Genomic DNA, 13,773 nt, shown 5'->3' on the forward strand with positions numbered 1-13,773 from the left:
CTAGATCAGCTATAGTACCGCGGTGACCGCGTATCCTCACTTGCTCGCGCCGCTGGATCTCGGCTTTACGACGCTGAAAAACCGCTCGCTGATGGGCTCGATGCATACGGGGCTAGAAGATGAGCGCAAGCTAGACAAGCTGGCGGCGTATTTGCGCGAGCGCGCGCGCGGGCAGATTGGGCTAATTGTTACAGGCGGTTTTGCACCCAACTTGGTCGGCTCGGCCAAGCCGTTTGCCGGCATGCTGGCGAGCGACCGCGGCGTTGCGCGCCACAAGGCGGTGACGCAGGCGGTGCATGCCGAAGGCGGCAAGGTCGCGCTGCAGATCTTGCACACCGGGCGCTATGCGTATCATCCGTTTTCGGTGGCGCCTTCGCGCATCAAGTCGCCGATCACGCCGTTTACGCCGTTTGCCTTATCGGCGCGCGGCGTGGAGCGGCAGATCGCCGCGTTTGTGCGTTGCGCGAGCCTGGCGCGCGAGGCGGGCTATGACGGCGTTGAGATCATGGGGTCGGAGGGCTATTTCATCAATCAGTTTTTGGTGACGCATACCAATCAGCGCACCGATGCGTGGGGCGGCAGCTATGAAAACCGCATGCGGCTGCCGGTGGAAATCATGCAGCGCACGCGCGAAGCGGTGGGGCGCGACTTTATTTTGATCTATCGCTTGTCGATGATCGATCTCATTCCCGATGGCAGCTCGTGGGATGAGGTGGTGACGCTCGCCAAGGCGATTGAGCGCGCCGGCGCAACTATTATCAACACCGGCATTGGCTGGCATGAGGCGCGAATTCCAACCATTGCCACCAGCGTGCCGCGCGGCGCGTTTGCATGGGTGACGAAAAAACTCATGGGGCAGGTTGGCATTCCGCTGGTGACGACCAACCGCATTAACATGCCCGAAGTGGCCGAGGCGATCTTAGCCGAGGGCGCGGCCGACATGGTGTCAATGGCGCGGCCACTGCTCGCAGACCCTGAATTTATGATCAAAGCGGCGACGGGCCGTGCGCGCGAAATCAACACCTGCATCGGCTGCAACCAGGCGTGTCTCGATCACATCTTTGAACGCAAGCTCACGTCGTGTCTGGTCAACCCACGCGCCTGCGACGAGGCGGCGACGGCGATCGTGGCGACTACGGCGCCGCAAAATGTCGCCGTGGTGGGTGCAGGCCCCGGCGGCTTGTCAGCGGCGATTGTGCTCGCCGAGCGCGGCCATCGCGTGACCTTGGTCGACGCCGCGGCGCAAATTGGCGGGCAGCTAAACATGGCCAAGGTGGTGCCTGGCAAGGAAGAGTTTTTCGAGACGCTGCGTTACTACGAGGTGCAGCTGGCGCGGCTGGGCGTAAATGTGGTGCTCGGCACGCGCGCTGACGACGCGTGGTTGGCGGCCGGTGGTTTTTCGCAGGTTGTCTTGGCGACCGGCGTGGTGCCGCGCGTGCCGACCATCGAGGGGATCGCGCATCCCAAGGTGCTGTCGTATATTAATGTATTGCGCGACAAGGCCCCAGTTGGCGCGCGCGTCGCGATCATCGGCGCCGGCGGCATTGGCTTTGACGTGGCGGAATACCTGACGCATCAAGGAACATCGGCGAGCCTTGATCTTGAAAAATGGAAAACCGAATGGGGCGTCGGCAATCCCTCTGACGCGAGAGGCGGTCTGGCGACGCCGCAGCCCGAGGCGTCGCCGCGGCACGTGTATTTGCTACAGCGCAAGGGCGGCAAGCTCGGCGCCAACTTGGGCAAGACCACGGGCTGGATTCATCGCGCGCAAATGAAGACCAAGGGCGTACAGATGCTTGGCGGTGTCAACTACGAAAAGATCGACGACCAAGGCTTGTGGATTTCGCTTGGCGAAGAACGCCGCGAGCGGCAATGCCTGGCGGTTGACAACGTCGTTCTGTGCGCCGGGCAGGAATCGCTGACCGCGCTGGCAGGGCCGCTGCAGGCGCGCGGGGTGCCCGTGCACATTATTGGCGGCGCCAAGCTGGCGAGCGAGCTTGACGCCAAACGTGCCATCGCCGAGGGGGCCGCGGTTGGGCGAGCAATTTAGGTCCGCCGCGTTGAGGCGGCAGGCCCGCGCGTGCGCAACTTTAGTGACGGTCCTCGCCGTGTTCGGATCGGCGTCGCTTGCGCGCGCCCAGGGCTTGCCCCCCATTGACGACCGCGGCTACGCGATTGATCTGTATCAGGGCGTGGTCATTGGCTCGTCCGAGATCATCGGCCAAGGCGGCGCGGGCGTCGCTGGCAGTGAAGGCTCGGTCGGCGTGTTGTTTAATCCCGCGACAGCAGCCATACGCCCGACGACCACCAATAGTTCACTACGCGCCACGTTGCACCTCGACTGGCTCAATGCGGGGCGCAAAGACGATTTGGAAAACAGCGGCCTGCCGCACGATGACGCCTCATCGCTGCTGCTCACCGGTGGCCTAAGCATCACGTACAAAGCGTGGAGCCTGGCGCTAACGGGGACAACGTTCTCATTTGCCAAGCGGGATGACGCGGCCACGGAGGTCCGTTTGCAGAACGCGAAGCTCGCGGTCGCACGCATGGTGGCGCGCGATACAATCGCGCTAGGCGTCGCGGTGCGCACCGGCACGCTTGGCATCGACGCTGGCGGCGAGACGTTATTTGAGACCTCATCGCAGGCCCTTGAGCTAGGCGGTGTGTGGCTGCCAACCGGTCGCGCTTATCGCCTAGGTGCGGCCATGTCGCTGCCCGTGCGGCGCGGACGCGTTGAAGCGAGCAGCTGCGATCCGATGGATTGCATGGGGTATATCTTGCCCGAAGAAGTCGCGTTGCCGCCGACGCTGCGGCTCGGCGCGGCGTATCGCTTTGGCCCGACGCCGTGGAACACCCGCGTTGCGGCCAAGTATCGCGACGAACGGCACTACACCGTCGCGGCAGATGTCTTGCTAACCGCACCGGCGAGGCAGGGCGCGGGCCTTGGCGCCTTTCTCGAACAGAAGCTGCAGCGGTCTGGGCAGCATACGACGGTGAATATCAACGTGGGCGCCAATGCGGAAATCATGCCGGGCCGGCTGCGCGTTCGCGCGGGCAGCTACTGGGAGGCGGCGCGGCTAGAAAACCGGCACGGGCGCGTCCATGGCACTGCCGGCGCGGACTGGCGGCTATTTGCGATGCGGCTGTGGAGTTGGCGGTTTCGCGTTCGCCTGACCGCGACGGTTGATGTGGCCTCGCGCTACGTTAACAGCGGCATCTCGCTCGGGTTTTGGAACTAATGACGAAACAGCAAACGGAGCGGGGCATGCGACAAGCGATCAAGCGCATTGCGGCGCACGTGTGGCGCGCGCTGGGGCGCGTCTTTGATGGCGACCTTACGACGGTCGCGGGTGGCATGGCGCTGTTTTCGCTCTTGGCGACGATCCCCATGATTGCGGTCTTGGTGGCCATCTATGGCCTGGCGGCTGATCCGATGCAGGCCGCGTCACAGCTCGAGGGGCTGCAGCGTGTCTTGCCGACGGCCGTGGCGACCTTTATGTCCGAGCAACTCGCGCGCACCAGCGAGGGCTCGACCAGCGCGCTCGCGACGACCTTGGCGTCGAGCCTGGTGCTCGCCTTGTATTCGGCGCGGGGCGCGGTGAATGCGGCCATCTCGGGGCTCAACGCGGCCTATCGCTGCGTCGAGCACCGCGCGCGCTGGCGGCGATACGTGCAATCCGTGGTGCTCGCGGTTGGTGCCGTCGTGAGCTTTCTCGCGCTGATCTTCGCGGTGGTGGCGTTGCCCACGGTGGTTGAGCTCCTATTTTCGGGGCGCGCCTCGGCGATTGTAGCGACGTTGCGTTGGCCCGTATTGCTGGTATTTGTCAGCGCGCTGTATGGTTTTCTCTATCGGTGGGCGCCAGCGCGCCCGCGCACGGATCGTTCCCCCTTGGTGTGGCCAGGTGCGATCGTCGGCACCAGCATTTGGCTCATCGCGTCGCTTGGGCTGGCCTGGTGGGTCGAGCGAGGGGCTCACTATCAGGCGCTCTACGGCGCGTTTGCCAGCGTCGTGGTGGTGATCTTGTGGTTCTATATTTCCGCGCTTACGCTGCTCATCGGCGCCGCCCTAAACGCCGAAATCGCGGTAACAAAATCGACACCAAAATAGTGTGGTTTTTGATAGCCCGCGCCGCGCAAACTCGCTAGAAATCGCGCATGAGCAAGGTCCTTATTATTGGCGCCGGTGGCGTCGGCGGCGTAGTGGCGCACAAGTGTGCCCAGGCCAAAGAACATTTCTCTGACATCCTGCTGGCGAGCCGCACGGTGAGCAAATGCGAGGCGCTCAAAAAAGAAGTCAAGGAGCTGCAAGGCCGTGACATTAGCGTCGCCAAGGTCGATGCCGACAACGTCGCCGAGCTGTCGGCCTTGATCAAAGATTTTCAGCCCAAGCTGGTGCTCAACGTCGCCTTGCCGTATCAAGATCTGACAATTATGGACGCCTGCTTGGCGACCGGCGTCGATTACCTCGATACCGCCAACTATGAGCCGCCCGACGTCGCCAAGTTTGAATACAAGTGGCAGTGGGCGTATCGCGAGCGCTTCGAAAAGGCGGGGCTCATGGCGCTGCTCGGGTCGGGGTTTGATCCAGGCGTGACGAACGTGTTTTGCGCGCACGCGCAGAAAAACTTGTTCGATACGATTTCCACCATCGACATCATGGATTGCAACGGCGGCTCGCACGGCAAGGCGTTCGCCACCAACTTTAACCCCGAGATCAATATTCGCGAGATCACCGCGCGCGGCCGCTATTGGGAAAAGGGCGAGTGGAAAGAAACCGATCCGCTGTCGCAGTCGATGATGTTTGATTATCCAGGCGTTGGCGAGCGCAAGAGCTTTCTGCTCTATCACGAAGAACTCGAGTCGCTGGCGCAAAACATCAAGGGCTTGCAGCGCATTCGCTTCTTTATGACATTTGGCGAGGAGTACCTCACCCACCTGCGCGTCATGGAAAATATCGGCATGACGCGGATCGATCCGGTCATGTACGAAGGCCATCCCGTGGTGCCGATGAAGTTTTTGAAGTTGCTGCTGCCTGACCCGTCGTCGCTTGCGGCCAATTACACCGGCAAGACGTCGATCGGTTGTTTGGTGACGGGCAAAAAGGACGGCGTCGAGAAGACGGTGTTTATTTATAATATTTGCGATCATGCCGAGACGTACAAAGAGGTGCGAGCGCAGGCCGTGTCGTACACAACTGGCGTGCCCGCCGTAACCGGCGCCATCATGATGGTGTCCGGCAAATGGAAACGCCCCGGTGTATGGAACATCGAGCAGCTCGATCCAGATCCGTTCCTGGCTGAACTCGGCAAGCGCGGCCTGCCTTGGCACGTGGAGGCCAGGTGAGCGCAGGCGCCAGCCTTGGCGCCGAAATGGCGGCGCGTATAAATGTGAGTGCGCTGCAAACGCCGTGCTACGTCACGGACCTCGGCGCGCTGGCGCAGAACCTTGCGCTGATGGAGCGCATCCAGCGCGAGGCCGACTGCAAGATCATCCTCGCGCTCAAGGGCTTTGCGCAGTGGTCGACGTTTCCGCTGATTAAGCAGTATCTGCAGGGCACCACGGCTAGTTCCGTGGCCGAGGCGCGCCTGGGCCGCGAAGAATTCGGCGGCGAGGTGCATGCCTACGCGCCAGCATGGTCGGAGGCTGATCTGCGAGAGATCGTCGAGCTCGTCGATCACATCGTGTTTAACTCGCCAGGGCAGTGGAAACGGCTACGTCCGATTGTTGCCGCCGCAAGGGCGCGCGGGCGCAAGCTTACATGTGGCCTGCGCACCAACCCCGAGCACCGCGAAGTCGAAGTGGCGCTGTACGACCCGGCGGCGGCGTGCTCGCGGCTTGGTACCACGCGTGCCAACGTGACCGCGGCGGATCTTGAAGGCCTCGATGGCCTGCATTTTCATACGCTATGCGAACTCGGCAGCGACGCCCTAGAACGCACGCTAGAGGCGTTTGTCGCCAAGTTTGGCGAGTTCTTGCCGCAGTGCAAGTGGGTGAATTTTGGCGGCGGCCATCACATCACGCGGCCCGGCTACGACGTCGAGCGTTTGATCGCCATCATCAAGAACTTCAAGGCGCGCTTTGGCGTCGATGTGTATTTGGAACCCGGTGAGGCGGTGGCGCTGGGCACCGGCGTGCTCGTGGCGAGCGTGCTCGACATTTTTCACAACGGCGTCGACATTGCGATCTTGGATACGTCGGCGACGGCGCACATGCCCGACGTGCTCGAAATGCCGTATCGGCCGCAGATCTTGGGCGCCGGCGAGGCAGGCGCTACGCCGCATACCTATCGCCTGGGCGGCCTGACGTGTTTGGCAGGGGACGTGATTGGCGACTACAGTTTTGCTAAGCCCTTGGCCATCGGCGACAAGCTGGTGTTTCTCGACATGGCGCACTACACCATGGTGAAAAACACCATGTTCAACGGCGTGCAGCTGCCGTCGATTGCCACCCACGACCCTGCCACCGGCCACATTGCGGTGAGCCGCAGCTTTGGCTACGAAGACTATCGCAACCGCCTGGCCTAGGTAGTGGGCTGCCACGCCTCTCCAACCACGCGGAGACTAGGCTATACTCGTGTCATGTCACGACAATGCGCGATTGCGATGTTGCTCGCCGCGGCCGCTGCGCTCACCGCCTGCCAGGGGCGGTCTAGGCCTTGGCCCAAGTCGGCCGGCACCACGCCCTATCGCGACGAAGACCTCGGGCAATCGCTGGCGCCCGCGCAACCGCCGATGTCCGCCGTGGAGAGTGGCAAGGGCGCGCCAGCGCCAACGAGCCCCACCGCAACGCCTACCGCTGCACCTGCAACCTTGACGGTTCCGTCGCCCGACGCCAGCGCCGAGCCAGCGACCGATTCGGCGCCTGAAGAAGTCATCATTATTGAGGACTAGGTGGGGCACCTTAGCCCCAGCGAAGGCACCGGTCCGAGTGACCAATGAGCCCTCGCGTGGAATTTGCGGGCAGGCGCAGGCTGGCATGCTTGCTGCATTGCTTAGGGTCCATGATGAATCGACTACGTAAACTCCAGCTTAGCCTCATTGCCGCGACCTGTACGGGGGCGATTTGTTTCGCGCCAGCGCCCGGGGAGGCGAAACCCTTGAGGATTCGCATTGCGAATCCAGCGCTGACTCGCGAGCAAGCCTTTGTTGCCAATCCCCAAGGAGCGCGCCCTAAGACGAAGCTCTCGCGAACCAAGGGGATACGCGCACTAACCCTTAATCCGGTTCATACTGATGCGTTCACCATCAATGATGCCAATCTATTGGGCAGCCCGGCAGGTTCTGCGATTCAGCTCGCGGCCGTGACTCGCGAAGTTAGCAACTTCTACGATGGCGGTGGTCACGAAAGAGACGAAGGTAGAACGGAACGTGTTCAGGCCGTGGTGGGGCTCGACAGCGCGGGCAAGGCGAAGTTCATGGCGCTCGGGACCGTGCGGGCTAAGAATAAGCTATTCGTCGCGGTGGTGGACGATGATGTAGCAAGAGAGGCATCGGAAGTCTCACTTGTCAGTCGCAAAGGCGTAGAGGAAACATTTCGCATCGACGGCAAGGTGAACGCCGTTAGCTTTGGAATGTCTCAACAAGCGGACCCTATTCGCCTGCACAACGGATCCGTCGTCACGGGTTATGAAAATTTACCAATCTTACGCATGACGACCACGGTGAAGGGCCATGCTGCTGAAGTATTGCTCTCTTTGAGATACGAAGTGACCGGTGGCAACATGAGCCGGGACAAATGGTTAACAGATTAGACCGGCGACATAGCTGACACGTTTGGTTAAAATTGCAGCCCAGGGGGCGCCACGTGGTTCAGCGATTAGTGGCTCAGGTAGAGCGGCTATTTTTTAGTCAGCGCGTACTCGACGTCGGCCGCGCCGGTGGGAACCAGCGTTATGGTCTTGGGCTGATAGCCCTTCTTGCTGATGACAAGGTCGTGCGGTTCGAAGCCGGGCAGCGGGTGCGTAAGTGGCGTCTTGCCGACGAGCTTGCCGCCGATGCGAACCTGGGCGCCGGTGGGCTTGCTGATGAGCTTGATGTCAAACATTGGGCGGGCCAGCGCCACCTTCTTGGTGGTCTTGCGCGCGGGCGCGAGCGACAGCGCTACGGTTAGGTCTGCATACTTTGGATTGGAAAGCGTCAGCGTTAGGTCGCCGCAGGGCAATTTTTTGAGCTTGCGGGCAACGCCGAGTTTTTCGTCGCCAAGCGAGGCGATGGCGGTAGGTGGGTCAACGACGAGTGCGACGCGACAGCTAGCCTTCGGTGGCGCTGGCGGCGGTGCGAGCGCGGCGGCATCGGCGGTTGGGCCCGCGTCGGGCGCCGCGGTCGCGTCTTGGCCAGGCTCGGCAACGGCGGCGTCCGCTGGTTGATCAGCGGTAACAGCCGCAGCGGGAAGTGCCGGCGGTGGCTCAGCGGGCGGAGTTGCCGCACGTGTTGGGGCGGTGCTCGGCGTCGCGCCCTGCGGCGCAAACTTGTCTTGAAGCACCAACTTCCACAGCGCGATCGCCGCGATGCCGAGGGCGACGATGACGCCGAAGACCAAGAAAAAGGTTTTTGCTGGGCTGCGCCGCACGGCCAAGCCGGTGCCGCGCGGCGCGGCCGTGCTTAGCGTGACGCCACCTGGCGCCAACGAGGCGCGATGAGCGCGCACGATTGGTATTGCGGCATCCATGACCGAGCTCGCGCGCGTCGACTGAAACTCGTGCAGATTCAGCGGCTGCGCGCCGTTGTATGATTGAGACGCTGCATGTGCAGCAGGCGCTGGCGCTGGTACCACGGCTGGGCTTGGCGCGGCCGAGATAGCTGCGGCGTCCGGCGTGGTTGCCGGCACAAAAAGCGACTCGATCGGGGCAACGTCGCGACGCGGGTTGGTCGGGCCGCCAAATGCCACCGTGGCATCGTCGAGGTCGTGGTCGCGCTCGACCTCCGCGGCTTGCGCGGTATCATCGGCGGCATCTTCGAAGGCAACTCTCGTTGCGTCCTCGTCCGCGTCTTCATCTGCATCCGGTAACGGTAGTTCGACTTCTACCTCGTCTCCGTCGTTGGCCGCAAACTCAGGCGGGATGGATGCCGGGACGTCTCGCGGCGCCGGGCCAACTGGAATCGGCACCGCATTGGCCGACTTAAGCGTTTGCGGAATGCGAGGCGGAAAATTGGACCCCGTGGCATGCGCCGGCGAGGAGGCGCTCGCGGCCTTGCGCGCATCCGCTACGATCTTGGACAGCGACATGCGCGCGACGACGTTCGTGCTGACGGCTTCAAGCTCGTCCTCTTCATCGGGCTCCGCTTCCAGCTCTTCCGCGGCAGGCGAGACCTCGGTGCGCGTGCTATCGGGCGACCAAAGCCCGGGCGAGGCATTGTCGGCGCTAAGAATATGCGGGCCCTGAGGGCTCGCGGTCTCGGCTGGCATTGGCGGCAGCGCCACGAGCTGCGTGCCGACTCGTGGCCAGGCGCTGCCACCTTCAGCGGCGGTCGGTGGCGTAGAGGCCTTGGCCGAGGCGCGGGGCTCGACGGGAACGATGGGCGTCATCTTGGTCGAGGTGTACTCGCTCGCCGTAAACGCGGCAGGTGCCTCACCATGCTCGGTAACCAGCAGGCACTCAGCGAGCTGCAACACCGGATCGGTAATTGCGCTAGGCGCGGTCGGCAGCGATAGCGTTGCCAGCCGCTGGAGATCCAAGCTGCTTGGGGCGGCGCGCGCGGCCAAATGGTCAGGCAACGCGACGGGTTTGAGCATGGTGCGCGCACGCACCAACTGCGTGAGCATCTCCTTGTTGGTCGCGCTCGGCGCTATGAACCGCACCGTCATGCCCGGCCGGCCATAGAGGCCAGCCACGCGATCGACCGAGCTGCGCACTTCGATATCGCCCTCAATCAAGATTTCGCCGCTGTTTAAGCACACGTACAAAAACGCCGTGTCGGCGCTGGCGAACGGCGTCTGCGTCGGGACAAACAACGCGGTTGGCTCCGCATAGCGACGAAACGCGTTTTGGAACTCCTCCGCGGTTGCGCAGCGGCTAACCGCGATGATGGTACCTCGATGAGCCACTCTTAACAGTTTAACCGAAGTCGCTGGGGCAAGAGCTGATGGCGATGGCAAAACCGCGCCCGGTCGCTGGCTCCATACCTTTGCCTACCTGAACAGGCGCCTGGGAAACCGACCGAACCAACCGAAACGAAAAATGGCACCGCCGAAGCGATGCCATTTGATGAAACTAGCGCCGTGATTGCAGCGTTAGCTAAGCGCCGACGCTCTAGAGCGTGAAGTCGTGCGCGCGGACCGTCTTGCGGCCATTGGCGCTTGCGCGCTTGGTGGCTTGGTCGACGTACCAGTAGATCAGCCCGTTGAGACCGTCGAGCGCGTCGCTCGAGCAGTTGCAATCGTTGCCGCGAATGAGGCCTTTAACCTTTGAAGAAACGATCACCATTTCTTTGGTCTTGGCTTTTGGGGCTGCTTTAGCAGGGGATTTCTTTTTTGCTTTTGCCATGTTCTTTTCCTCCGGGAAGTATTGGAGCGCTTTTATGAATGACACCGAGATCATCAAGAAAAAAGGCCAAAGGACACATTTTTTGCACTTTTAGCGTTTTGGGAGATCTCCCGGGTAAAAGCAGCGACTGACGCGGGATGGCTAAAAACCGCCCTTTTGCCGCCTTTTAGCGCAATTGCGTCACGAGCAAAAATCCGTCGGCCCGGCGCGGCGGCGCCACCGCAGGTGCTTGAATTAGCGATTTCTCGCCATAATTCAGCGAGATACGGAAAACGCCGCCTATTGCCCAGCGCTGATTTGGCAGCGGCGCAAGGGCCCTGCCTTGGTCGTGGTCGCTGTCGCCAAATCGCGCTAAGGCGATCGCTTGGCCGTCAGCGTCTAAGCTAAGGAGCATCGCATCCTTGCCGCCCGAGGACGTCACGCCCTTCGTCTGACAGGTAAATTCGCCTTCGAACCACCCAGTGGCCGCGACCACGCCGGCTGTCGATGCCGCGGTGCTGTAGATGATATCTTCGCCCGCGCCACCGCAGGCGGTGACCCACCGCAACGCGCCTTGCGGCGAGATGCGTGCGACGAAGACATCGCTGGCGCCGAGTGAGGCGTAGGTTTTGCCTCCAAGCTCCAGCTTGTAGTCAAAGGACCCACTTACGACCAAGTCCCCGTCAGGCATCGCGGCGAGCCCGCCCGGGATATTGTTGAACGCGTTGCCAAACGCGACGGCCCACAGCGGCGTCAGCGTGGCGTCTAGGGCGGCCACGGCGAAATCGGTCGTACCGGTGCCGGCCGATATCAGGCGGTGCGGCCCAAGCGTTAGCGAATCGGTGTAGCGCACGACAATGGCAACCCCGCCAGGGCCGTGCGGCACGAGCGACATAAGGCTCTCTTCGCCTAGATCGCCAAGCGCACGGGTTTGGCCAAGCTTGCCGTTCATATCTAGCGACACGACAAAGGCGTCGGTGGTGCGGGCGGGCTTTAGCGTGCGACCCGCGATGGCCATGGCGCCGCGAAACGAGCCTCCGGCGATAATCGCGCCACCGGCGAGCACGAGCGCGTTGATGCCATCGGAGTCGGTGCTGCCAAAGGTCGTGACCCACAGCGGCGCTCCGGCCGGCGAAATCGCGGCGACCAGCGCATCATCGGAGCCGTTTGACGCCACGGTCAGGTCACCAAGCACGCCCGTGCCAGCGACGTTGCCGCCGATGATCACGTCGCCGCCCGCGGCCACGGCGATCGCATTGAGCGAATCTTCGCCAGGGGAGGCCAGGGCGAGCACCCATACCAAGTCGCCCCCCGCGCTGTATTTGGCGACAAAGCCGTCAGAAGCGCCGGCAGCGCTAAGCTTTTGCGATGGCGAAAACTCGGTATCGCCCTCGAAATAGCCGGCGACATAAACGCTGCCATCAGTGGCCGTCGCCACCGCGCGTGACGCCTGAGTTGCCAACCCGCCGATCGCCGACGCCCACAAGGCATGGTGCCGAGCCGTCGACGGATTCTCGGGCGCTTGCTTGGCATCGGCGGCAGGGGCTGGTGGCGTGGTCGAAGTCGACGGCGATAGCACAGGTGCCGACGCGGCATCGGTGAGCACGGCGGCGTCAGGCGCAGGCCCTCGCTCGCTGCACGCCGTGGCCCACAGCCCAACCAACAAAACCATGGCCATGGGGCGAAGCACATTGCGGCGATTCATGCCGCGACGATAGCACTAATCGATATTGTGCCGTCGGCGCGAAATTATTTCGATGATTTCCTCGTGCGACAGCCCGCCCGAGGGGCGAATGGTAACGCCCGTCTCGCGCCCCGTGGTCAGCTCTTTGGCGGTGCAGGCGACGATGGATTCGACGTCGACGGTAAGGGTGAGCTCAACCTTGAGCGTGCCGGCCTTGCCGCGCGGTAAATGATCGAGCACGACGCGCGCAAGCTTGCGGTTCTTGTCGGGGTCGCTGGAATTGCCCTGAAGGAGCTCAAAGCTGACGAATGATTGGTCATCCTGCGTGGTCGCAAACACCTTGGTGACCCGGCACGGCAACATGGAGTTGCGTGGCACCAGCACGGTCATTTGATTGCTGCCGATCTTAAGGCCGATGTCGTGCGGCGTGACGTCGAGCAGCGCGGTGTCGTTGGCGTCGTCGGCGAGAATGCCGGCAAAGGTGGCGGCGCCCAGCGCGACCACCTCGTCGGGATTGGCGCCGCGTGAGATCTTGTTGCCAAACACGCGCTCGATGATCGAAACGATGGCTGGCCACCGGGTCATGCCGCCGACCAGCAAGACCTCGTCGATATTGACCGCGGCCAAGCGCGCTTCTTGCAGCGCGCGCTCGCACGGCGCGATCAGGCGCTGCAGCAGATCATCGGTCCAGCTCTCGAGCTCGTCGCGGCTCAGCTTGCGTTCGAAATTTACGGGTGCGCCATCAGCGCCCGTAGCCAAGAACGGCAGGGAGATGGCCGTCGTCTTGGCGGTCGACAACTCTTTCTTGGCGGCCTCGGCGGCCTCGCGCAGCCGGCCGATGGCGACCGGTGAGGTCGTGATGTCGACGCGTGCGGTGTCGAAAATCTCGTCGGCTAGAGTCTCGACGACGCGGCGATCCCAGTCCTCGCCGCCGAGCGCGGTGTCGCCGCCAGTGGAGAGCACCTCAAACAGGCCATTCTCGACCGCCATCACCGAGATGTCGAACGTGCCGCCGCCGAGGTCGAACACCGCGATGTGCTTGCGGCCTTCACCGACGCGGTGCACCCCATAGGCGAGCGCCGCGGCCGTTGGCTCATTGAGAATGCGGATAATATCGAGGCCGGCAATCGCGCCGGCGGCCCGGGTTGCTTGGCGCTGGAATTCGTCAAAGTAGGCCGGGACGGTGACGATGGCGCGGGTAACGATTTCGCCAAGCGCGGCCTCGGCGATCGATTTCATGCGCCGTAGCACGTGCGAGGCGACCTCTTGCGGCGAGACCGCCTGGCCGTCGATGCGAATCCACGCATCGCCGTTGGGCGCGGAGACGATGCGAAATGGCGCTAGCCTGGCGAACCATCCAATCTCTTCGGCGTTCACCTTGCGCCCTATGAGGCGCTTGGCGCCAAAGACCGTCGACGTCGCGTTGCTCACCTGTTGCCGCTTGGCGGGGATGCCCACCACGACATGCGCGGCCTGTGCGCCCGCCTCCGCGATCCACGCGACGACCGACGGCAGGGTGCGTTCGCCGGTTTCGCTGGCGAGCACCTGTGGCACGCCGTGCTTGTCGAGCACCGCGACGCAGCTGTTGGTGGTGCCTAGATCGATGCCAATAATTTTCGACATGTTC

General features: G+C 62.8%; 11 protein-coding genes. 7 read left to right on the forward strand and 4 right to left on the reverse strand.

What is annotated here, in order from left to right:
• The first annotated feature begins 4 nt into the window (after positions 1-4).
• The 7 genes from IPL79_16700 (at position 5) to IPL79_16730 (ending at position 7,750) form a co-directional block, all read left to right on the forward strand.
• Positions 5-2,050 (forward strand): NADPH-dependent 2,4-dienoyl-CoA reductase, encoded by a 2,046-nt coding sequence (locus IPL79_16700; protein ID MBK9072616.1) that lies wholly within the window; start codon positions 5-7, stop codon positions 2,048-2,050.
• Between the two features lie 43 nt (positions 2,051-2,093).
• Positions 2,094-3,239, forward strand: a complete 1,146-nt coding sequence (locus IPL79_16705) for a hypothetical protein (GenBank protein MBK9072617.1) — start codon at positions 2,094-2,096, stop codon at positions 3,237-3,239.
• On the forward strand, positions 3,239-4,108 hold the full coding sequence (locus IPL79_16710; protein MBK9072618.1) for a YihY/virulence factor BrkB family protein: 870 nt from the start codon (positions 3,239-3,241) through the stop codon (positions 4,106-4,108). The genes IPL79_16705 and IPL79_16710 overlap by 1 nt, the downstream gene beginning before the upstream one ends.
• A 47-nt stretch (positions 4,109-4,155) precedes the next feature.
• Positions 4,156-5,343, forward strand: a complete 1,188-nt coding sequence (locus IPL79_16715; GenBank protein MBK9072619.1) for a saccharopine dehydrogenase family protein — start codon at positions 4,156-4,158, stop codon at positions 5,341-5,343.
• 26 nt (positions 5,344-5,369) lie between these two features.
• Positions 5,370-6,524: a carboxynorspermidine decarboxylase gene (gene nspC, locus IPL79_16720; protein ID MBK9072620.1), complete on the forward strand. Its 1,155-nt coding sequence runs from the start codon at positions 5,370-5,372 to the stop codon at positions 6,522-6,524.
• A 54-nt stretch (positions 6,525-6,578) separates the two neighbouring features.
• Positions 6,579-6,890, forward strand: coding sequence for a hypothetical protein (locus tag IPL79_16725; GenBank protein ID MBK9072621.1), 312 nt, complete (start codon positions 6,579-6,581; stop codon positions 6,888-6,890).
• A 110-nt stretch (positions 6,891-7,000) separates the two neighbouring features.
• Entirely contained in the window at positions 7,001-7,750 is a 750-nt protein-coding gene (locus IPL79_16730) for a hypothetical protein (protein ID MBK9072622.1), read from the forward strand.
• Between the two features lie 86 nt (positions 7,751-7,836).
• On the opposite strand, the gene IPL79_16735 is transcribed toward IPL79_16730, so the two are convergent.
• The 4 genes from IPL79_16735 to IPL79_16750 form a co-directional block, all read right to left on the reverse strand.
• Positions 7,837-10,044: a PEGA domain-containing protein gene (locus IPL79_16735; protein MBK9072623.1), complete on the reverse strand. Its 2,208-nt coding sequence runs from the start codon at positions 10,042-10,044 to the stop codon at positions 7,837-7,839.
• Positions 10,045-10,249: 205 nt separating this feature from the next.
• Complete coding sequence (locus IPL79_16740; protein MBK9072624.1) at positions 10,250-10,483, reverse strand: hypothetical protein; 234 nt, start codon at positions 10,481-10,483, stop codon at positions 10,250-10,252.
• A gap of 166 nt (positions 10,484-10,649) precedes the next feature.
• Entirely contained in the window at positions 10,650-12,167 is a 1,518-nt protein-coding gene (locus IPL79_16745) for a hypothetical protein (protein ID MBK9072625.1), read from the reverse strand.
• A gap of 15 nt (positions 12,168-12,182) precedes the next feature.
• Entirely contained in the window at positions 12,183-13,769 is a 1,587-nt protein-coding gene (locus IPL79_16750; protein MBK9072626.1) for an Hsp70 family protein, read from the reverse strand.
• Positions 13,770-13,773: the final 4 nt, after the last annotated feature.

The organism is Myxococcales bacterium (genome assembly GCA_016716835.1).
GTDB lineage: Bacteria > Myxococcota_A > Polyangia > Haliangiales > Haliangiaceae > JADJUW01.